19 protein-coding genes are annotated in these 21,344 nt (G+C 72.3%); 6 read left to right on the top strand and 13 right to left on the bottom strand.

Annotated elements, in window-relative coordinates:
* Positions 1-12: 12 nt before the first annotated feature.
* The 5 genes from ACXAHD_RS19285 to rimP form a co-directional block, all read right to left on the bottom strand.
* A complete protein-coding gene (locus ACXAHD_RS19285; protein WP_281553971.1) occupies positions 13-306 on the bottom strand; it encodes a DUF503 domain-containing protein in 294 nt (97 codons plus the stop codon).
* A gap of 172 nt (positions 307-478) precedes the next feature.
* Positions 479-3,364 (bottom strand): translation initiation factor IF-2, encoded by a 2,886-nt coding sequence (infB, locus tag ACXAHD_RS19280; protein WP_475052217.1) that lies wholly within the window; start codon positions 3,362-3,364, stop codon positions 479-481.
* 93 nt (positions 3,365-3,457) lie between these two features.
* On the bottom strand, positions 3,458-3,757 hold the full coding sequence (locus ACXAHD_RS19275) for a YlxR family protein (protein WP_281555502.1): 300 nt from the start codon (positions 3,755-3,757) through the stop codon (positions 3,458-3,460).
* Between the two features lie 42 nt (positions 3,758-3,799).
* On the bottom strand, positions 3,800-4,837 hold the full coding sequence (nusA, locus tag ACXAHD_RS19270) for a transcription termination factor NusA (RefSeq protein ID WP_278167954.1): 1,038 nt from the start codon (positions 4,835-4,837) through the stop codon (positions 3,800-3,802).
* Positions 4,834-5,481 (bottom strand): ribosome maturation factor RimP, encoded by a 648-nt coding sequence (rimP, locus tag ACXAHD_RS19265; protein ID WP_281553969.1) that lies wholly within the window; start codon positions 5,479-5,481, stop codon positions 4,834-4,836. Before rimP ends, nusA begins: the two co-directional genes overlap by 4 nt.
* A 290-nt stretch (positions 5,482-5,771) precedes the next feature.
* Between rimP and ACXAHD_RS19260 the strand changes: the two genes are divergently transcribed.
* The 3 genes from ACXAHD_RS19260 (at position 5,772) to ACXAHD_RS19250 (ending at position 7,429) form a co-directional block, all read left to right on the top strand.
* A complete protein-coding gene (locus ACXAHD_RS19260) occupies positions 5,772-6,359 on the top strand; it encodes a hypothetical protein (RefSeq protein WP_348650095.1) in 588 nt (195 codons plus the stop codon).
* Between the two features lie 33 nt (positions 6,360-6,392).
* Positions 6,393-6,806: a ferritin-like domain-containing protein gene (locus ACXAHD_RS19255; protein ID WP_475052214.1), complete on the top strand. Its 414-nt coding sequence runs from the start codon at positions 6,393-6,395 to the stop codon at positions 6,804-6,806.
* Positions 6,807-6,901: 95 nt separating this feature from the next.
* Positions 6,902-7,429, top strand: a complete 528-nt coding sequence (locus ACXAHD_RS19250; protein ID WP_281553967.1) for a PadR family transcriptional regulator — start codon at positions 6,902-6,904, stop codon at positions 7,427-7,429.
* Here ACXAHD_RS19250 and map read toward each other — a convergent pair.
* On the bottom strand, positions 7,416-8,276 hold the full coding sequence (gene map, locus ACXAHD_RS19245) for a type I methionyl aminopeptidase (RefSeq protein ID WP_281553966.1): 861 nt from the start codon (positions 8,274-8,276) through the stop codon (positions 7,416-7,418). The two genes, ACXAHD_RS19250 and map, sit on opposite strands and share 14 nt — an antisense overlap.
* Before the next feature lie 128 nt (positions 8,277-8,404).
* Here map and ACXAHD_RS19240 point away from each other — a divergent pair, with 128 nt between their 5' ends.
* A complete protein-coding gene (locus ACXAHD_RS19240) occupies positions 8,405-8,719 on the top strand; it encodes an STAS domain-containing protein (RefSeq protein WP_281553965.1) in 315 nt (104 codons plus the stop codon).
* Between the two features lie 27 nt (positions 8,720-8,746).
* Here the strand turns inward: ACXAHD_RS19240 and ACXAHD_RS19235 are convergent, their stop codons facing one another.
* Entirely contained in the window at positions 8,747-12,475 is a 3,729-nt protein-coding gene (locus ACXAHD_RS19235; RefSeq protein ID WP_475052210.1) for a SpoIIE family protein phosphatase, read from the bottom strand.
* Between the two features lie 434 nt (positions 12,476-12,909).
* Here ACXAHD_RS19235 and ACXAHD_RS19230 point away from each other — a divergent pair, with 434 nt between their 5' ends.
* A complete protein-coding gene (locus tag ACXAHD_RS19230) occupies positions 12,910-13,881 on the top strand; it encodes a hypothetical protein (protein WP_281567394.1) in 972 nt (323 codons plus the stop codon).
* A gap of 35 nt (positions 13,882-13,916) precedes the next feature.
* Positions 13,917-14,435, top strand: a complete 519-nt coding sequence (locus ACXAHD_RS19225) for a DUF309 domain-containing protein (protein ID WP_281553962.1) — start codon at positions 13,917-13,919, stop codon at positions 14,433-14,435.
* On the opposite strand, the gene ACXAHD_RS19220 is transcribed toward ACXAHD_RS19225, so the two are convergent.
* The 6 genes from ACXAHD_RS19220 to ACXAHD_RS19195 form a co-directional block, all read right to left on the bottom strand.
* A complete protein-coding gene (locus tag ACXAHD_RS19220) occupies positions 14,386-16,548 on the bottom strand; it encodes a putative bifunctional diguanylate cyclase/phosphodiesterase (protein WP_475052207.1) in 2,163 nt (720 codons plus the stop codon). The two genes, ACXAHD_RS19225 and ACXAHD_RS19220, sit on opposite strands and share 50 nt — an antisense overlap.
* Positions 16,549-16,550: 2 nt before the next feature.
* Positions 16,551-17,372 carry an SAM-dependent methyltransferase gene (locus tag ACXAHD_RS19215; protein WP_281553960.1) on the bottom strand — a complete coding sequence of 274 codons (822 nt, stop codon included), beginning with the start codon at positions 17,370-17,372 and terminating at the stop codon, positions 16,551-16,553.
* A 186-nt stretch (positions 17,373-17,558) separates the two neighbouring features.
* Positions 17,559-18,764 carry a 3-oxoadipyl-CoA thiolase gene (pcaF, locus tag ACXAHD_RS19210; RefSeq protein WP_475052205.1) on the bottom strand — a complete coding sequence of 402 codons (1,206 nt, stop codon included), beginning with the start codon at positions 18,762-18,764 and terminating at the stop codon, positions 17,559-17,561.
* A gap of 29 nt (positions 18,765-18,793) precedes the next feature.
* The gene (locus ACXAHD_RS19205; RefSeq protein ID WP_281553958.1) at positions 18,794-19,591 is read right to left on the bottom strand and encodes an ABC transporter ATP-binding protein; all 798 of its coding nucleotides are present in this window, start codon (positions 19,589-19,591) and stop codon (positions 18,794-18,796) included.
* A gap of 63 nt (positions 19,592-19,654) precedes the next feature.
* Positions 19,655-20,437 carry an ABC transporter permease gene (locus ACXAHD_RS19200; RefSeq protein ID WP_281553957.1) on the bottom strand — a complete coding sequence of 261 codons (783 nt, stop codon included), beginning with the start codon at positions 20,435-20,437 and terminating at the stop codon, positions 19,655-19,657.
* Positions 20,434-21,344, bottom strand: a 911-nt coding sequence (locus ACXAHD_RS19195; RefSeq protein ID WP_475052201.1) for an ABC transporter permease, incomplete at its 5' end; no start/stop codon positions are given. The genes ACXAHD_RS19195 and ACXAHD_RS19200, both read right to left, overlap by 4 nt.

Raw genomic sequence — 21,344 nt, 5'->3', positions numbered from 1 at the left:
CGGTGTCGTGGATCAGTCGTCGGCGCCGTAGAGCCGGCGCCGGACGGAGAGCAGCTCGATCTCGGGCCGACCGGTCACCATCCGTTCACAGTTGTCAAGTACCTCACGTACGTGCGCCGCGTCGGCCGCGACCACCGCCACCGCGATCTCCGCCCGGCCGTACCGGTCGAGCGCGCCGACCTCGGCGGCGGAGACCTCGAAGCGGCGCAGCGCGGCGACGATCGGGCGTACGTAGGAGCGTTTCGCCTTCAGCGACTGGGAGTCGCCCGGCAGCAGCATGTCGAAGGTGGCGGTTCCGGTGAACATCGTCCCGAAGAATACGCGGTCAGCGGCGGACTCGGCCGGCACCCGACGCCGACCGGCGATCGGCAGGCGGTACCGCCAGGCGGCACCGACGCGAGCAGGCGGTCGGCAACCGGTGAAGCGCACCCGGTGGCCGACCGCCCGTCGGCGTGCTGCGAGCCCTACGCCGAGCGGATCAGGTACGTACCTTCTCCCGCATCTCGAAGGTCTCGATGATGTCGCCCACCTGGATGTTGTTGTAGTTCCCCAGGGTCAGACCGCATTCGAAGCCCTCCCGGACCTCGGTCGCGTCGTCCTTGAAGCGCTTGAGCGAGCTGATGGTGACGTTGTCCGCCACCACCGCGCCGTCGCGCAGCAGCCGGGCCTTGGCGTTGCGTCGAATGATGCCCGACCGGACCATGCAGCCGGCGATGTTGCCGATCTTGGACGAACGGAACACGTCGCGGATCTCCGCGCTGCCCAGCTCGACCTCCTCGAACTCCGGCTTGAGCAGGCCCTTGAGCGCCGCGTCGATCTCCTCGATGGCCTGATAGATGACGGTGTAGTACCGGATCTCGACGCCTTCGCGGTCGGCGATCTCCCGGACCTTGTTGGAGGCCCGGACGTTGAAGCCGATGATCGTCGCCGCCTCGGCGGACGCGCTCGCGAGCATCACGTTGCTCTCGGTGATCGCACCCACACCCCGGTCCAGGATCCGCAGCTGGACCTCGTCCGGGATGTCGAGCTTGAACAGCGCGTCCTCCAACGCCTCGACCGAGCCGGAGACATCGCCCTTGAGGATCAGGTTGAGCGACGTCTTCTCGCCCTCCTTGATCTGCTCCATGAGCGTCTCCAGCGTCGCCCGGCCGCGGGAGTTGGCAAAGCTCGCCGCCCGCCGCCGTGCCTGTCGCTGCTCGGCGATCTGCCGCACCGTCCGGTCGTCCTGCGCGGCGAGGAACGTGTCACCCGCGCTGGGTACTGCGGTGAGACCGAGCACCAGCACCGGACGGGCCGGACCCGCCTCGGCGACCTGGTTGCCGTTCTCGTCCAGCATGGCCCGGACCCGGCCGTGCGCGCCGCCCGCCACGATCGAGTCGCCGGTACGCAGGGTGCCCTTCTGCACCAGTACGGTCGCCACCGCGCCCCGGCCCTTGTCCAGGTGCGCCTCGATCGCGATGCCCTGCGCCGGGCCGTCGACCGGAGCGGTGAGCTCGAGCGCAGCGTCGGCGGTCAGCAGCACCGCCTCCAGCAACTGGTCGATGCCGGTGCCGGGCTTGGCCGCCACGTTGACGAACATGGTCTCGCCGCCGTACTCCTCGGCGACCAGACCGTACTCGGTCAACTGCTGGCGAACCTTGTCCGGGTTGGCCTCCGGCTTGTCGATCTTGTTGACCGCGACCACGATCGGCACGTCGGCCGCCTTGGCGTGGTTCAGCGCCTCGATGGTCTGTGGCATGACTCCGTCGTCGGCCGCAACCACCAGCACCACGATGTCGGTGACCTGCGCACCACGGGCACGCATGGCGGTGAACGCCTCGTGACCCGGGGTGTCGATGAAGGTCAACGCGCGGTCCACCCCGTCGTGCGGCACGTGCACCTGGTAGGCACCGATGTGCTGGGTGATGCCGCCGGCCTCGCCCTCGACCAGGTTGGTCTGCCGAATCGCATCGAGCAGCTTGGTCTTACCGTGGTCGACGTGACCCATCACGGTCACCACCGGCGGTCGGGTGACCAGCCGGTCGGAGTCCACCTCGGCATCGAGGTCGATGTTGAACTGCGCGAGCAGTTCGCGGTCCTCGTCCTCCGGGCTGACGATCTGCACGTTGAACCCGAGGTGCTCACCCAACAACTGCAGCGTCTCGTCCGAGCAGGACTGGGTGGCGGTGACCATCTCGCCCAGGTTGAACATCTCCTGGACCAGCGACCCCGGATTGGCGTTGATCTTGTCAGCGAAGTCCGACAGCGACGCCCCACGCGACAGCCGTACCGCCTGACCCTGGCCACGCGGCGCGCCGGAACTCATCGTCGGCGCGGAGAGGTTGTCGAATTCCTGTCTGCGCTGCTTCTTGGACTTGCGGCCCCTGGTCGGGCGCCCACCCGGCCGCCCGAAGGCACCTGCGGTGCCGCCACCACGGCCACGGCCGCCACCACCGGGCCGACCCCCGCCGCCGGCAGGGGCGCCACCACGGAAGCCACCGCCGCCGCCACCAGGGCCGCCACGGTAACCGCCGCCACCGCCGCCACGGCCGCCACCGGGACCACCGGGTCGGCCGGCGCCGCCGGGACCACCCGGGCGACCCGGGCGCTGCGACGGCATCGACGCCGGACTCGGCCGCGGTGGCATCGACGCCGGGCTCGGCCGCGGTGGCATCGACGCCGGGTTGGGCCGCTGCCCACCACCGGCGGCGGGTCGCTGCCCACCACCCTGGCTGATGCCGAACGGGTTGTTGCCGCCCCGCGCCGGCGGGCGGGCACCCGGCCGACCGGGTGCCCCCGACGATGGCGCACCGGGCGTCGACGGCCGACCGCCGGTCGAGCGACCGGCTGCCGGGCTACCTGGACGCGGCGGCACCGACCCTGGTCCGGGCTTGGGTCGGGGACCGCCGTCCGCCGGGGGCTCCCGCCGGCCGGTGTCCCGCTGCTTCGCCGCCTGCTGGGCGGCCTTGACGTTGGCCTCCTGCTCGGCCTTGAGCGCTGCCGCCCGCGCCTCGGCGGCGGCCACCTCGATGTCGTGCGCGCTCGCTGGCTTGGCCACCGGGGCCGCCGACGGCGGCGGACCGGGCACCGGGGCCTTGGGGCGCATCGACGACGGCGCCGCCGGCCGGCGCGGTGGCGCCGGCTTGGCGGAGACTCTCGGCTCGGTGCTGTTCGTCGGCGCCGCGGCCGGCCGGGCCGGTGCCGACGGTGACGACGACTGGGACGCCGCCGCGAACGCACCACGGAGGCGTCGGGCGACCGGTGCTTCCACCGTGCTCGACGCGGATTTCACGAACTCGCCCATCTCCTTGAGTTTGGCGAGAACGGTCTTGCTTTCGACCCCGAGCTCTTTGGCGAGCTCGTGTACGCGGGCCTTGCCTGCCACTGCACTCCTCACTCCGAGGTCGTGCGGGCAGCACCCGCAGCGACCTCACTCGTGCACTAGAAGCCTGCTCATTGCTGGGACTTCATCGTGTGCTCATGTCGGTCGTCCTACCTTGCTGTGCGACCCTCGTCCGGCCGGATGACCGGACGTAGCGGTTGACGTGCTGATGTACTCGGCCAGCTCGCCGGTGTCAACGACACCGGACACCCGCAGCGCCCGCCCGAAGGCGCGACGCCGCTGTGCCAGCTCCAGACATGCCGGACCGGGATGCAGGTGCGCACCCCGCCCCGGCAAACCACGGATCGGATCAGGTCGCAGGCGCGACACGTCCTCGCCTGCGACTACGACAACCCGTAGCAGCTCGTGAACCGGTGCACGTCGTCGGCAGCCCACACAGGTGCGCACCGGCAACGCACGTCGTACCACGAGAAAAGTCTACCCCGACGCGCCAGAGACCGCGCCGCCCGGTTCCGGAGCCGGATCCCGACCAGCGGAACCGGCCTCGGTGTCCGGTCGGATGTCGATCCGCCAGCCGGTCAATCGGGCAGCAAGCCGGGCATTCTGCCCCTCCCTGCCGATGGCCAGCGAAAGTTGAAAGTCCGGCACCGTCACCCGGGCGGTACGGGTGGCCGCGTCGACCACCTCGACCCGCAACGCCTTCGCCGGCGACAGCGCGTTACCCACGAAGGCGGCCGGGTCGTCGGACCAGTCGATGATGTCGATCTTCTCGCCGTGCAGTTCGCTCATCACCGCCCGCACCCGCTGGCCCATCGGACCGATACAGGCACCCTTGGCGTTGACCCCGGAAGCGGTCGACCGTACCGCGATCTTGGTCCGGTGGCCCGCTTCCCGGGCGATCGCCGCGATCTCCACGGTGCCGTCGGCGATCTCCGGGACCTCCAGCGCGAACAGCCGCTTGACCAGATTGGGGTGAGAACGGGACAGGGTGATCTGCGGCCCCCGGAACCCTTTGGCCACGTGCACCACCACGCACCGGATCCGCTGGCCGTGCGGGTAGGTCTCACCCGGCACCTGCTCGGCGGCCGGCAGCACTGCCTCCAACTTGCCCAGGTCGACGGTGACGATCCCCTTCTCGGTGCGGGCCTCATGGGCCTGGATCACCCCGGTGACGAGGTCACCGTCGCGCCCGGCGTACTCCCCGAAGTGAACTTCGTCGGTTGCTTCCCGCAACCGCTGCAGAATCACCTGTTTGGCGGTCATCGCGGCGATCCGCCCGAAATCGTGCGGGGTGTCGTCCCACTCGCGCAGCACCGCGCCCTCGGCGTCGAGATCCTGGGCGTAGACCAGCGCCATCCCACTGCGCCGGTCGATCTCGACCCGGGCATGGGTCTGCGCGCCCTCGGTGTGCCGGTACGCGGTCAGCAGCGCGGCCTCGATAGCCGCGAGAATCGTGTCGAACGGGATCTCCCGCTCGCGCTCCAGTGCGCGCAGCGCCGCGAGGTCGATGTTCACCTCTCCTCGTCCTCCACTTCGTCGTCGTCGGACGGGTCGTCGACATCCGCCGGGTCGTCGTCGACGACCTCGTCGAGGCGGTTGAACTCCACCTGGACCCGCCCGGGGCCGAGGTCGTCGTAGGGCCACCGCTGCACGTCACCGTCGACGTCCAGCTCCACCGACTCATCGTCGGCCGTGACGATCCGGCCGGTCACCTGGCGCTGGGCCACGGTCACCCGCACCAGCCGGCCGGCGTTGCGGCGCCAGTGCCGGGACAACCGCAGCGGCCGGTCCACGCCGGGGGAACTGACCTCGAGCTGGTACTCGCCGACGATCAGCTCCGCGCCGGCCACCGACTCGGCCTCGTCCAGGGCCACCGAGACCGCGCGGGACACCTCGGCCACCGAGTCGAGCCCGACGCCGCCGTCGGCGTCGACGATCACCCGGACCAGGTATCGACGACCCACCCGGGAGACCGAGACGTCCTCCAGGTCGAAGCCGGCAGCCCGGACCACTGGCTCGACGATCGCACGCAACCGGTCACGCCGGGCCGCAGTTGCGACCTGGGGCCGTTGCGTGCCGTCCGGACGGGGCCGCGTGGCGGCGGCCCGACGGGCGCGGGAACCGGGTGACCTGCCACCGGCGCGGTCACGCTGTGTCATCTCCGCACCCTTCCACCGTTATCTTCTTCGTTGGCCGCTCGACGCGACACCAGCGGTGCCGCCGGATGTTACTCCGACGCGACTGGGCAGAGCGTAACGCGCGGCCGAGGCGATCGACCCCCCGGCGCACCGAGGAAACCGGACACCCGACCGCACGCGGATACGGGTAGCCACCCGGGACAGCGACGACCACACTGAGTCGCGAGTACAGAACTTTCCGGATAGGCTCCGGCCGGGCCGATCCCGGGAGGCGCGGACCGAACGCGGCGTCGATGGTGTTGACTGGTCCGGTGTTCGCGAACCAACCAGGCCGGCGGGCGATCGGCAGGATCGCGCACCCGGCCACCTCTGCGGCCAGCGGCTGCAGCCGACGCGGAGTGATCCGGGGTGCCGTCGGAGCGGCCGTCGCCCTCGCCGTCCCGGCCGGGCTGGCCGGATGCGGCCTGCTCGGCGGTGAGCCGGAGCCCGAACCGGAGCCGGATCCACTCGCCGGCCTGCTCGCCGCCACGCTGGAGCTGGTAGGTCGCTACGACGCCGCGATGACCACGGCGGCCGGACTCGGCCCGCTGCTGACCCCGGTCGTCGCCACCCACCGGGCGCACGCCGAGGAGCTCAGCCGGCTGACCGGGATCGCCCTACCGGCCCCGACGACCGCCGCCCCCGGCGGCCAACCCACCGACCCGGGCACGGCCGTACCGGGGCCCGGCACCTCGGCCCCGCCGGGCGACCGGGCCGCCGTACTCACCGCGTTGCGGTCCGCGGAGGAGGCTGCCGCAACCGAGGCCGCAGCCGCGTGCCACACCGCCGCTGCTGACCGGGCCGCACTACTGGGCTCGATCGCCGCCGCCCGCACCTGCCACCTTGAGGTGCTGCGTTGAGCGTGCATCACCGGATCAGAAGGAGCAGCGACCGTGGCTGACGGGTGGGAGCAGGCACTCGCCGCCGAATACGCGGCGATCTTCGCCTACGGCGTACTCGGGGTCCAGCTCGACGGCGACGCCGCTGGCCGGGCCCGGGACGCCGAGGCCGCCCACCGGGACCGGCGCGACCAGCTGATCCTGCGGATCGGCGCCGCCGCACCGCCGGTCGACCCGGCCTATCAGCTGCCGTTCCCGGTCACCGACACGACCAGCGCCCTGCGGTTGGCCGCCGAGGTGGAGGAGCGGGCCGCCGCCGTCTGGCGGGCGGTGCTGCCGGTCACCTCCGGCGCGGACCGCGCGGCGGCGCTCACCGTCCTGATCGAGTACGCGGTCCGCGCGACCCGCTGGCGACAGGCGGCCGGCGTCACACCGGCCGTACCGACCTGGCCGGGCCGGCCCGGCTGAAGCGAGGCTGACGCGCGACCGGAAATCCCGCGACCGGAACCGCAATTCATGATCCCGGTTGCCGCCCACCTACCCGGTATGCATACTCAGCTGGCATGTCGATCCGCCACGGGCTGCTCGCGCTGCTCGACCGGGGCCCGATGCACGGGTACCAGCTCCGGGCCGCCTTCGAGGAGGCCACCGGCGGGGCGTGGCCGCTCAACATCGGTCAGGTGTACACCACGCTCAGCAGGCTGGAACGCGACGGGCTGGTGCACGCGCTGGCGGGCAACGCGGCCGGGCAGCGACCGTTCGCCATCACCGACGCCGGCCGGGACGCGCTGGCCGGCTGGTTCAGCAGCCCGGTGGGCCGCGTCGGCCAAGGCCGCGACGAGCTGACGGTGAAGATCGCCCTCGCGCTGAGCACACCCCGGGCGGACGTACGCGGGGTGGTCGCGGCGCAACGGGCGGCGACCCTGGACGCGGTACGGGAGCTGACCCGTGCCCGAGCGAGGTCGGCCGACGTCGACCGCGTCGGCCGGCTGGTGCTCGACGCGATGCTGTTCCGGGCGGAGGCGGAGATCCGCTGGCTCGACCACTGTGAGACCAGTCTGCTGGGCCCCGGTCCGGTCAGGGCAGGGTGAGGATCTCGAAGCCGTCCTCGGTGACCACGATCGTGTGCTCGAACTGGGCGGTCCACCGGCGGTCCTTGGTGACCACCGTCCAGCCGTCCCGCCACATGTCGTACTCGTGCGTGCCGAGCGTGATCATCGGCTCGACGGTGAACGTCATTCCCGGTTCCATCACGTCCGTGGGTCGTGGACTGTCGTAGTGCGGAACGTACAGCCCGCTGTGGAACGCCTCACCGATGCCGTGGCCGGTGAAGTCGCGTACCACGCCGTAGCCGAACCGACGGGCGTAGGACTCGATCACCCGGCCGATCACGTTGATCTGCCGCCCCGGGGCCACCGCCCGGATGCCCCGCATCATCGCCTCGTGGGTCCGCTCGACCAGCAGTTGGGCCTCCTGGGAGACCTCGCCGACGCAGAAGGTCGCGTCGGTGTCGCCGTGCACCCCGCCGATGTAGGCGGTCACGTCGACGTTGGCGATGTCGCCGTCGGCCAGCACCGTGGAGTCGGGGATGCCGTGGCAGACGACCTCATTGAGGCTGGTGCAGCAGGATTTGGGGAACCCCTTGTAGCCCAGGGTCGACGGATAGGCGCCGTTGTCACAGAGGAAGTCGTGCACCACCGCGTCGATCTCGTCGGTGGTCACCCCTGGTTTGCAGTGCTCACCGGCGAGCTGCACGGCCCGGGCGGCGAGCCGACCCGCCACCCGCATCCGCTCGATCGTCTCCGGGGACTGCACGTGCGAGCCCCGCCAGGGCGCGGGCTGCTTGCGACCGACGTACTCCGGCCGGGTGATGTGCGCCGGCACCGGCCGCCACGGCGAGATCTTTCCAGGGGTCAGCGGAGCGCGGACGGAGGTCATGCGTCCAGCCTAGCGCCGTCGGTGCCGACCCAACCGGCCGGCGACCGGGCCACCACCATCACGCTGGGCAGTCGACCTTTTACCGCCGAATCTTGCCGGATCCGCACAGTTGTGCCATCTTAACGTTCGTGAATCAGCAGGGTCAGGAGCAGCACTTCTCCGCCACCAGTGACCTGGACGGTGACCGTCTGACCGTCACTGTCACCGGCGAGGTGGACATGGCCACCGCCGATCGCATGTACCGGGCCGCGATCCACGAGGACGCCGGCAAGGTGACCCTCGATCTGCGTACGGTCTCGTTCTTCGACTCGGCGGCCATCCACGCGCTGCTCCAGCTCACCGACCACTACCCGCAGGCGTTGACGGTGCTGCCGTCCCGGCAGGTCCGCCGGGTCCTGGACATCTCCGGCCTCGGCGGGCAGCCGTGGCTGGCCGCCGACTGACACCGACCGGCGGCCCGGTCCGGGCGGTCAGGAGGGATCCGGTCGGGGATCCAGTCGACGGCGCAACGTGACCTCGCTGCCCTGCCCGTCCCGGTCGATCCGCAGTTCGGCCAGGGCGGCGATCAACGCCAGTCCCCGACCCCGGAACCCGATGTCGGAGTCCTCCCGCCAACCGCCGCTGTCCCGGACGCTGGCGACCAGGTGGTCCCCGTCGATACCAACCTCCAGCCAGATGTCCGGCTGCGCCGGGGTGACCGGGTGCTCTATCGCGTTGGCCGCCGCCTCGGAGATCGCCACCGTCAGATCGAACTGGTCGGTGTCGCCGATCCGGTGCGCGGCGAAGAAGTCCGCCAGCCGTCGACGCAGCAGCGCCAGTGCCCGCGCCTGCGCCGGCAGCCGCATCCTGAGGCGGTCCAGCTCGGTCGCCTCCAGCACCAGCACCGCGACGTCGTCGCGACGTGGCCGGCGGGCCACCCGGCGCAGCAGCCGGTCGGCGATCTCCTCGACGTGATCGCCGCCGGCTCGGGCGTCGGCCCGGACCTGGTCCAGCCCGGCGTCGATGCCCCTGGTGCGGTCCTCGATCAGCCCGTCCGTGTAGCAGATCAGTCGGCTGCCGATGTCGAGCCGATCGGTCGCCGTGTCGTAGCGGCTGTCCCGGATCGCCCCGATCGGCGGGCCGAGCGCCCGCTCGTGCAGCAGCTCGGCCGTTGCGCCGTCAACCACCACCGGTGGCGGATGGCCGGCACTGGCGTACCGCAGCACACCGCTGGACGGCTCGAGCCACAGGCAGAGCACGGTGGCAAGGGAACGCCGGCCCATCGTCGTGACCAGCCGATTCAGCCGGGTGAGGGCGTCACCGGGCGAGAAGCCCTCCAGCAGGTACGCCCGCAGCGCGTTACGCAGCTGACCCATGGTGGCCGCCGCGTTCACACCCTTGCCGACCACGTCGCCGATCACCAGGACCAGCCGACCGCCGCCGACCTCCACCACGTCGTACCAGTCGCCGCCGACCTCAGCCTCGGCGTTGCCGGGCAGGTAGCGGCTGGCGATCAGCGCGCCGGGCACCCTGGGCAGCGTCTGGGGCAGCAGGCTGTGCTGCAGGGTGCTGGCGATGCGGTGCTCCGCCTCGTACAGCCGGGCATTGCCCAGCCGCAGCCCGACCATCCGGGCGAACTCCGCCAGCGCCGCCTCGTCGATGTCCGGGTCGGCGCCGAGGCCGTCGAACGGCCAGACCGACAACTCGCCGAGCCGTTCCCCGTCGGCGCCGATGAACGGGGTGACCGTCGCCGGGTGGGCGGAGGGCTGGCCGCCGCCGTCCGCCTCGTAGCGGGCACCCGGTGCGGTGGCGACCACCTTCGACGCCCGGACCAGCCGCTGCACGTGTTCGACCGCGACCCGTAGCACCTCGCTGGTGGTCTGTGCGGTGTTGACCGCGACGGCGGCGTCGGCGAGGGCCCGCAGCTGGTGGATGATCCGGCCCCGCAGCTGACCCAGCTCGACGTTGGCCCGCACCCTGGCGACGAGCTCCTGCGCGGCGAACGGCTTCACCAGGTAGTCGTCGGCGCCAGCGGACAGCCCTAGCACGGCGGCCTCGGGCCCGGCCCGGGCGGAGAGCACGACGATCGGCACATGCCGCGTCCGCCGGTCCGCGCGCAACGCGGTGACCAGGCCGAAACCGTCCAGTTCCGGCATCATCACGTCGGTCAGGATCAGATCGAAGGGGGTACGGGTGGCGAGGGCAAGCGCCGCGGCACCGTCGGCCGCTGCGACCACCTGCCAGTGCGGTGCCAGCAACCGGGTCACGTGGTCGCGCAGGTCGGCGTTGTCGTCGGCCACCAGGATCCGCCCGACGGACTGGTCGACCCGTGGCTGCTCGGTCACCTCCCGCGCCGGCCCGACGCTCCACCGCTGCGTCTCGGCCAGGTACAGCTGTCTGGTGTCGCCGACCTCGTCGCGCCCGGCCGGCCGCTCGGAGTCCTCGCCGGTCGCCGGATCGGCGACCGGGCCGGCCGGCGGGGTCGGCCCGACGCCGACCGGGATCTCGACGGTGAAGACACTGCCCTGACCCGGTTCGCTGCGGACCGCGACGGCCCCGCCGTGCAGCTGAACAAGCTCCCGGACCAGCGCCAGCCCGATCCCGGTGCCTTCGTGGCTGCGGGCCCGGGTGCCGGCCACCCGGTGAAACCGCTCGAACAGATGCGGCAGGTCGGCGGCGGGGATACCGACCCCGGTGTCGGCGACAGCCAGCTCGACCGACGTGCCGAGCGCCCGTAACCGCACGGTGATGGTGCCGTCGAAGGTGAACTTCACCGCGTTGGACAGCAGGTTCAGGACGATCTTTTCCCACAGGTCCGGGTCAACCTGCACGGTCCCGGGCAGCGGCGGGCACTGCACGACCAGGTCCAGCCCGGCCCGCTGGGCAGCCGAGCGGAACGTGCTGGCCAACCGGTTCGTCAAGTCGGCCAGGTCGACCGGCTGCAGCGCTGCCCGCGCCCGGCCGGATTCCAGCCGGGAGAAGTCCAACACGGTGTTGACCAGCTTGAGCAGGCGAAGGGCGTTGCGGTGCATCATCTCGGCCCGCTCGCGGTGTGCCACCGGCAGGCCCGCGTCGGCAAGCTGGTCCTCGATCGGGCCGAGCAGCAACGTCAGGGGGGTCCGGAACTCGTGACTGACGTTGGCGAAGAAGTCGGTCTTGGCCTGGTCGATCACGGCGAGTTCGGCGGCTCGGGCCCGCTCGTGCAGATAGGCCCGCTGCTGGCTGACCGCGCTGGAGATCTGGGTGGTGATCAGGTCGAGGAAGTCGCGGTAGTCACTGGTGAACGGCAGGTGCCGGCTGTGGCCGAGGACGAGCGCACCGACCGGGTCGGTCGCCGCGCAGATCGGCAGGACGAGCACCTCCGGTGCTGCGGCGTCCGGTGGTGCGGCGACGAAGTCCGCCGCCCGGGCGGTCTGTACGGTACCGCCACGCAGGGCGTCCAACAGCGCGGCCGGGGCGTCGCCCGGGCTCGGCTGCGTCGGCGCGATGACGGTCTGCGTCGCGACGCCGGTGCAGCCGGCCAGTCGCGCGGAGTCCGCATCCGATCCGAGGTAGAGCAGGGCGAACGGGATGTCATCGTGGCAGGTGTCGAGTACCTCCAGCACACCACGGCGTAGGTCGGCCTGGCTCTGCAGATCGGACAACCGACTACCCAGCCCGGCGAGGGTACGGATCCGACGCTCGCCGAGCACCCGCCCGGTGGTCTCACTGACGATGCAGAAGACACCCCCGACGCTGCCGTCCTCGACCAGCAGCGGGTCGTAGGAGACGTCGAAGTAGGTCTGCTCGAGGAAGCCGTGCCGTTCGAGCAGGAACGGATGATCGGTGCCGCGGTAGGCGGTCCCGCTCTCGACCACCCCGGTGAACAGCGGCTCCAGCACGTCCCACAGCTCCGACCAGTGCTCGGCGGCGGGCTCGCCCAGGGCGGCCGGATGCTTGGCGCCGATCGTGGGCAGGTAGGCGTCGTTGTAGAAGGCGCGCAGCTGCGGCCCCCAGTAGAGCACGATCTGGGCCTGCGACGAGAGCATCATGCCGACCGCCTGGCACAGGCTGGCCGGCCAGCTGCCCAGCGCGCCGAGCGGGCTGCGGCTCCAGTCGCGCTCCCGGATCAGCCGGTTGGTCTCGCCGGCCCGGCCGAGGGCCGCGGCGAGCAAAGCAGGGACGGCCGGTCGAGGAGCCGGCACCATCGGTGCGCCGACCGACCGCTCGCCCTCTGTCATCGCTGGCCACCCTCGCTCGTCGAACCCGTCACCCGGCCGCCGCCACCGCGTCCACCTGCGGAGCCCCGCCACGCCCGCCGGCCGGGCCGGGCCCAGTCATGCGGCGTGGGTCGCCTCCTACCCCGGCGCCGCTCGAACGTAACGTGTGGTCGACCGGGCGGTCAGGAGAAGGCTGGCAGATCATGGATGCTGGTCGAAGAACATCAGCTGAGCTGCGGGGTGGCCAGGGTCGGTTCCGCCGGATCTGGACGGTGGGGTACCAGGTCGGGCGGCCGGGCCGGCGACCCGCCCGGGGAGGTCGCCGGCCCGCTCTGGTTGCGGCGCTGTCTGTCACCGGACCGCCTGGCCGGGACGTCATGCCGGGTACGGGCGCCGCGCCGGCGCCGACAGACATGGCCAGCGGCACCGGAGAGGCGGTCACCGTGGCAGGTGAGATGAGGCGGCTGCTGGAACAGGAGCTGGCCGCCCGGCCGGCCCCACCGATCGGGGATCTGGTCGCCGAGTCGGTACGCCTGGGGCGGCAGCGCCGCAACCGACGGGCCGCCGGCATCGGGATCGCCGCCGCATTGGCGACGGGCGCCGTCCTGCTGGTTCCGGCGGTGGTGGGGGGCGGGCTGCCGGTGCCGGGCGGCGCACCGGCCGACGTCGGTGCGCCGGGCGTCGGTCAGCCGGTGGCACCGGCCTGGTCGGTCACCCCCGGCGCGGATCTGGCCGAGGCGACGAGCATCGAACCTGTGCCGCCGGCCGCCGGGGAGCCGACGGTCCGACCCGGATGTGACGTCAACGGCAGTTCGTCCACCGTCACCGCGCTGCCGGCCGCGCCCACCGAGGTGGCCAACTGTCCGGTCGCTGAGGTGTGGGATCTCGACATACCGCCGGTCGCCGCCGGCACCACCGCACCGGCCACCGCGGCGGGCGCGGTGGAACTGCTCACCCGGCTGCTGCCGGCCGGCCGGACAAGCGGGTACGCCAAGGTCGACCCGGCCGGGTCGGCCGGCGCGGTGGCGGTGCAGCTGCAGCTGGACCGGGGAGACGGGCCCCTGCTGATCCGGTTCTCGGTGTCGCCCGACCAGTTGTCGGAGGAAGCACTGGCGGCAGGCTGCGCCGCCGGCCAGATCTGCTACCCACTGGCCGGCGGCGGCACGGTCATCTTCGACGATGGCGCCGGCACCTGCCTCGGTGGCCGCTCCGTGCGGTACCACCGAGCCGACGGCACCCTGATCCGGCTGGATCTGGCCCGTTGCGGAGGAGGCCCGGCCCGGAGCACACCACTACCGACGGCGTTGACCGGCCAGGAGACCCTCGCCGTCGTCCTCGATCCGCGCTGGGGTACCCGGCTGCCAGCGGACCTGGTACGCGAAGGCGACGTCAGGTTCGGCGAGCTGCCGGTGGCCGGTACCCGTTGACCAGCCGGCCCCGTCGCCCGCACTACTGTTGACCGATGGCCCGTCTGTCGCCAGGTGACCACCGTCCAGAGCGGGACCGCGACCCCGCGGGACGGCCACGCAACGCCCGGCCGCGCGACGAGCTGGGTCGGCCGTTGCCGCCGGGCGCGTCGGGCGTACCGACCATGCCCGACGACCTGGTGCTCACCCCGCACGACGCGCTCGACGAGGCGCAGCGGCTGCTCGACGCCGGCCGGCCGTTCCACGCCCACGAGGTGCTGGAGTCGGCCTGGAAGGCGGCCCCGCCGGTGGAGCGGGAGTTCTGGCGCGGGCTGGCGCAGCTGGCGGTCGGGCTCACCCATGCGCGACGGGGCAACCTGGCCGGTGCGGCGCGGCTGCTGGCCAGGGCCGCGGACCGGATCGCGCCGTACGCCGGGCAGCGGCCGTACGGCGTACCCGTGCCGGATCTGGTGCGGTTCGGCCGGGACACGGCCGACCGGCTCGCCCACGACGGGGCCGTCGACCTCACTGTCCGGCTGCGGGTCGATCCGGGCCACGCGACAACCGCTCGGTGATCTCCCCGGCCGGCACCGGACGGCCGAAGTGCCAGCCCTGAGCCTGGTCGCAGCCGAGGGCCACCAGCCGGTCCGCCTGCTCACCGGTCTCCACCGCCTCGGCGGTGACCGTCAGGTTGAGCGCGTGGGCCAGCCGGACCAGCGCGTCAACGATCCGCTCGTCGCGGTCGCCCTCCGGACCGGCGACCCGCATCCCTTCTACGAAGGGACCGGCGAGTTTGAGCACGTGGATCGGCATCCGCCGCAGGTAGGCGAGGTTGGAGTAGCCGGTGCCGAAGTCGTCGATGGCCAACCGGACGCCGAGCCCCGCCAGCCGGCGCAGCGCCGGCAGCGGCTCACCGCCGGAGGCCATCACCGCGCTCTCGGTCAGCTCCAGCTGCAGCAGCTCCGGTGGCAGACCGGTCCGGGTGAGCGCCCCGGCCACCTCCCCGACGAGCTGCGGATCACTGACCTGGCGGGCGGAGATGTTGACGCTGACCACGATCGGGGCCTGCGGGTGCTCGGCCCGCCACCGGCTCGCCTGCCGGCACGCCTGTTCCAGCACCCACCGGCCGAGCCTGACGATCAGCCCGGTCTCCTCGGCGAGGGCGACGAACCGGTCCGGCCCGAGCCGGCCGAGCATCGGATGCTGCCAGCGGACCAGCGCTTCGACGGCGGCCACCGTCCGGTCGGACAGCCGGGTGATCGGCTGGTACTCGACGACGAACTCGCCACGGTCCAGCGCGGCCGGCAGTGCGGCGGCGAGCGCCGAGCGGGTGACGTCGCGTGCGCCGCGTACCGGGTCGAAGACGGCCCACCGGCCTCGCCCGTCGGCCTTTGCCCAGTACAGCGTGGTGTCGGCGGCCTTCATCACCTCGGTGGGGGTGGTGCCGGCCGTGGGCGAGGCGACGACCCCAATGCTCGCCGAGACGGTCAGCTGGTGCCCATCGACCTGGATCGGTGCGGCCAGCGCGGACTGGGCGGACTGGGCGACACCGACCAGTTGCGGCGTGCCGGTGCAACGGGTCACCAGGATCACGAACTCGTCGCCGCCCATCCGGGCGACCAGGTGCCCGGCGTCGGCGGCGCTGCCGGCGAGCCGCCGCGCCACCACGGCGAGCAGTTGGTCGCCGATGTCGTGACCGAGCCCGTCGTTGATCGACTTGAACCCGTCGAGATCCAGGAAGCAGACGCCGACCTGTCCGTCCGGGTCGGCCAACGCCTGGGCGAGCCGGTCGAAGAAGAGCACCCGGTTGGGCAGCCCGGTCAGCGGGTCGTGCTCGGCCTGGAAACGCAGCCGCTCCTGCAGCTCGTAGCGGTCGGTGATGTCCTCGACCATCGCGACGGTGAACCGGGGTCGGCCGTCGTCGTGGCGGATCAGCGACACCGCGAGGTCCGTCCAGATCGGTGCGCCGTCCTTGCGGTAGTAACGCTTCTCTACCCGGGCGCGGTCGTGCTTGCCCTCGACAAGTTCGAGGTAGAACTGGTACATGCCGGGCGCGTCGTCCGGGTGGAACAGCTGCCCGACGTTGATCTCCCGCAGTTCCGCGATGGTGTAGCCGAGCATGTCGGCGAACGCCTGATTGACGTCGATGATCCGCCCGTCGAGGTCGGCCAGCCCGATGCCGATCGCCGCGCCGGTGAAGACCGCCCGGAACCGCACTTCGCTGTCCCGCAGCGCCTGCTCGGCCGCGTCCCGGGCGGACCAGGCCGCCTGCCGGATGCTGGACTGCTGGGCAAAGGTCCGGTTGCGCAGTGCCCGGGCGTACTCCTCGGCGAGCCCGCCCTGCAGGTGGCTGATCCGTTCCCGGGCCGGTGCCGACGTCGCCAGCTGCGGTAGCACCAGCGGCAGGAAGCCCTGGCCGAGGGCCTGGACGGTCCAGCCCAGCACGGCCGGTTCGGTCAGGTGGCCCTCCACCAGCCAGCGCCCGACATCCCGGCCGGCCTGGCCGTCGAACGTCCCGGCCAGCACCGCCGCGGCCAGCCGCAGAGTGTGCCCGTGCAGGATGTCGGCGGTCTCGGCGTGGCTCAACGGCAGATAGCCGAGCCCGGCGGCGGCGGTCGCCCAGTCCCGGGCGAAGCGTCGCGCGCCCTCGGGATCGGCACCGCCATCGCCCGTCGCGGACGTCGCCATGGTCAGACCGCGGCGGCGTCCAGGCGGGCGACGCCGCCGAAGGCGCCGAACCGCTCCGGGTGGGCGTCCACGTCGGCGTCGGTGTCCGGCCGCCACAGTGGCAGGTGGACCACCCCCGGTTCGACGATGGTGAAGTCACCGAACATCGCGGCCACCTCGGCTCGCGAGCGCAGCGTGATCTCGGTGTCGGTCCGGGCCGACAACCGCTGCGCGGCCAGCACTTCCGGTGGCTGGTCCTCGTAGGTGGCGTGGGAGATCACCAGGTAGCTGCCGACCGCCGCGGTCGCTCGCAGCCGCCGCAGGACGCCCTGCGGATCGTCGGCGTCGGGCACGAAGTGCGCCACCCCGGCGAGCAGGATGCCGACCGGCCGGGTGAAGTCGACCAGCCCGGTCGCGGCGGCCTGGGCGCAGATCGCCTCCGGTTCGCGCAGATCGGCCTGCAGGACGGCGGCCCGGCCCACCTCGGCCAGGATGCTCCGACTGTGCGCCACGGCCACCGGGTCGATGTCCACATAGACCACGGTGGCCGCCGGGTTGACCGCGTGGGCCACCTCGTGGACGTTGCCCACCGTCGGGATACCGGAGCCGATGTCCAGGAACTGGTCGACGCCGTCGGCGAGCAGCGTCCGCACGGCGCGGCGTAGGAATGCCCGACCGGCCCTCATGGTCTCCGCCAGGTGCGGCGTCATCGCGGCGATCTGCTCGGCGAGTTGACGGTCGACCTCGAAGTTGTGGGCCCCGCCGAGGAAGAAGTCGTAGACCCGGGCGGCGCTGGGACGACTCAGGTCGACTCCGGACGGGACTCCACTGGCCTGCTCCGCCATCCTGCCTCCAGCTCGTTCGCGACGTCCACGTCGGCCCAGGCGTGACGGGCGGGTCGGTACGGGCACCAGCCGTCCGCACCGGGCGCCGGCCAATGCTAACGCCGCGACGGTGGAATGTGCACCGTTGGCAGGTTCACGACATTGCCCTCATCCGGCCCGAGATCCGCCCACCGGATCGACACCATCTCAGCTGACCGACTCGAGCAGCAGCGAGATACCCTGCCCGACCCCGATGCACATCGTGCAGAGCGCCCGGTCTGCGTCGCGGGCCCCCAGCTCCAGCGCTGCGGTCAGGGCCAGCCGCGCCCCGCTGGCCCCGAGCGGGTGCCCGAGGGCGATCGCCCCACCGTTCGGGTTGACATGCTCCGCGTCGGCCGGCAAACCGAGCTCCCGCAGTACCGCCACCGCTTGCGCGGCGAACGCCTCGTTGAGCTCCACAACATCCACTTCGGACATTTTGACACCCTGTCGACCGAGCAACCGACGGGTGGCCGGTACCGGCCCGATGCCCATCACCCGGGGCTCGACGCCGGCGGTGGCGGCGCCGGCCACCCGGGCCAGCGGGGTGAGTCCGTACCGCCGGATGGCGGCGTCACTGGCCACCAGCAGCGCGACCGCGCCGTCGTTGACCCCGGAGGAGTTGCCGGCGGTCACCGTACCGCCGGAGCGGAACGGCGTCGGCAGAGCAGCCAGCTTCTCCAGCGAAGTCTGCCGGGGGTGTTCGTCGACCGACACGGTCACCGTGCCCTTACGGCCCTGCGGCACCTCGACCGGCACGATCTCGGTGGCCAGTCGGCCGCTCGCCTGGGCCTGGGCGGCCCGCTGCTGGGACCGCAGCGCGAAGGCGTCCTGCGCGGCCCGATCCACGCCGTACTCGGCGGCCACGTTCTCCGCCGTCTCCGGCATCGAGTCGGTGCCCCAGCCGGCCCGCATCAGCGGGTTGACCAACCGCCAGCCGATCGTGGTGTCGTGGATCTCCGCGGTGCGCGCGTACGCCGTGGCCGCCTTCGGCAGCACGAACGGCGCCCGGCTCATGCTCTCCACCCCGCCGGCGACAACCAGGTCCGCCTCGCCGGCTACCACCGAACGGGCGGCGATCGCCACCGCGTCCAGCCCGGAACCGCAGAGCCGGTTCACCGTGGTGCCGCTGGTCCCGGTCGGCAGGCCGGCCAACAGCGCCGCCATCCGGGCCACGTTGCGGTTGTCCTCGCCGGCCTGGTTGGCGCAGCCGAGCACCACGTCGTCGACGGCGTCCCAGTCGACCGAGGGGTGCCGGGCGACGAGTTCGCGGATCACGTGGGCGGCCAGGTCGTCCGGACGCACCGGGGCGAGCGCCCCGGCGTAGCGGCCGAACGGCGTACGCACCCCGGCGACGAGATAGGCGACGGGCATCTCGGTCCTCCTCGGAAGGGCGGAAAGGGTCAGGGCCGGCCGGCCTGGGCGGGTGGTCGCTGCCCCCGCTTGGCCGCCTGGATCTGCTCGTAGACGTGCCCGCGCAGCTGGGTGAAGCGCGGCTCGGCGCGGGTGTGCAGCTGGTCGCGGTCGTCCGGCAGGTCGATCCGCAGGCTCTCCTGCACCACGGTCGGCGACGAGGACAGGATCAGCACCCGCTGCCCCAGGTAGACCGCCTCGTCGATGTCGTGGGTGACGAACAGGATGGTCACCCCGAGCCGCTGCCACAGCTGGCGGATCAGGTCCTCCAGGTCCGCGCGGGTCTGGGCGTCGACCGCCGCGAACGGCTCGTCCATCAACAGCACATCCGGCTGGTACGCGACCGCGCGGGCGATCGCCACCCGCTGCTGCATGCCGCCGGACAGCTGCCACGGATAGGCGTTGTGGGTGTCGGCCAGACCGACGGCGGCCAGCGCCTCGTCGACCAGTTCCCGGCGCTTGCCCCGGGCGATGCGCTTCTGCCGCAGCGGCAGCTCGACGTTGTCCCGCACGCTCATCCACGGGAACAGACTGCGCCCGTACTCCTGGAAGACGACCGCCATGCCGGGCGGCGGCCCGGTGATCGGCCTACCGCGCAGCCGGACCTCGCCGGAGGTCGGCGGCAGCAGCCCGGCCATGCACTTGAGCAGGGTGGTCTTGCCGCAGCCGGAGGGGCCGACCAGGCAGACCAGGTCGCCGTCCTCGATGGTGAAGGTGAGGTCGCGCACCGCCTCGACCTGGCGCTGCCGCCCGTCGTAGACCTTGCGCAGGCCCTGGACATCGAGCATGGGCTCGTTACCTCTCTATCGTTTCCGGCGCCGCCACGTCGGCCGGCCGCGCCGGGCAGCGGATCATGTGCCGCGCTGTGCCTGGCGCAGGCCGTGGTACCAGGCCAACGCCCGCATCTCGACGAAGCGGAAGAGCACCGACAGGGCGAAGCCGAGCAGACCGAGCAGCAGGATGCCGGTCCACATCTGCGGGATCGCGAAGGTGCGCTGGAACTGCACGATGGTGAACCCGAGACCGTTGCTGGCCGCGAACATCTCGCTGATCACCATCAGGATGATGCCGATCGACAGTGCCTGGCGCATGCCGGCGGCGATCTGCGGGCTGGCCGCCGGCAGCACCAGGTGCCGCAGCCGGGCCGGGCCGTTGAGGCCGTAGGAGCGGGCCGTGTCGGAGAGCACCTCGTCGGTGGCGCGCACGCCCTCGACGGTGTTGAGCAGGATCGGCCAGACGCAGCCGGCCGCGATCACCACGATCTTCATGGTGTTCTCGATGCCGGCGAAGAGCATGATGATCGGCACCAGCACCGGCGGCGGGATGGCCCGGAAGAACTCCAGCACCGGTTCCAGCGTGGCCCGCACGGTACGGATGCTGCCGACCAGTACGCCGAGCGCGACGCCGACGAACACCGCCACCGCGTAACCGGCGGCCAGCCGCAGCAGGCTGGGCAGCACGTCGGCCCGCAGGCGCTCGACGGTCCAGGTCTCGGCGAAGGAGCCGAGGATCCTGCTCAGCGGCGGCGCGTAGAAGCTGGTGCTACCGGCGCTGCTGAACCACCAGACGGCGAGCAGTACGGCCGGCAACGCGACGACCAGCCCGGCCCGCTTCAGCACCCCGGCCGCCCTCACACGATCACCTCGCCGCGCATCGACTGGTGCCAGGACAGTGCCCGCCGCTCGACCGCGCGGGCGATCAGGTTGATCCCGACGCCGAGCAGTCCGGTGACCACCACCAGGGCGTACATCAGGTCAACGGCGCCGGAGGTCTGCGCGACCGCGATCCGGCTGCCCAGCCCGGGAGCGCCGATGACCAGTTCCGCGGTGATCGCCAGCACCAGGGCGACGGCGGCGGCGAGCCGCACACCGGTCATCACGTACGGCAGCGAGGTCGGCCAGACGACGTGGCGGATTCGGGCCCACCGGCCGAGGCCGTAGCTGCGGGCGGTCTCGTCGGCGACCGGGTCGACGTCCTGTACGCCGTACAGGACCTGGACCAGCACCTGCCAGAACGCTGCGTAGACGACCAACAGCAGGGTGGATTCGAGGCCGGTGCCGTAGAGCAGCACGGCGAGCGGGATCAGCGCGACCGACGGGATCGGCCGCAGGAACTCGATGGTCGAGGCGGTGACCGCGCGCAGGGCCGGCACCGAACCGATGACCACGCCGAACGCGATGCCGGCGGTGACCGCGATGGCCAGGCCGATCGCCCAGCCGGTCAGCGTGTCACGGAGTGCCGACCAGAAGGCACCGTCGCCGAGCAGCTCGACCAGGGCGGCGAGGATCTCGGTGGCCGGCGGCAGGTAGCGCGCCGAGACGAGCGGGGTCGACGGGAGGACCTGCACCAGGACCAGCAGGCCGGCCAGGCCGGCGACGCCGAGCAGCGCTGTCGGTGGTCGGCGTCGCCGGCTGGGTGCGGCCCGGTGGGCTGTTGCTGACGTGCCCCGGGGTGGGGGGGGGGGGGGGGGGGGGAGGAGGAGGGAGGGGGGGGAGGGGGGGGGGGGGGGAAAGGGGACCGAGGAGGGGTAGGGGGGGAGGG

The organism is Micromonospora sp. ABR4_055 (assembly GCF_056160425.1).
Note: the sequence above shows the minus strand (reverse complement) of the source record. Positions and strands in the feature narration are given on the sequence as shown.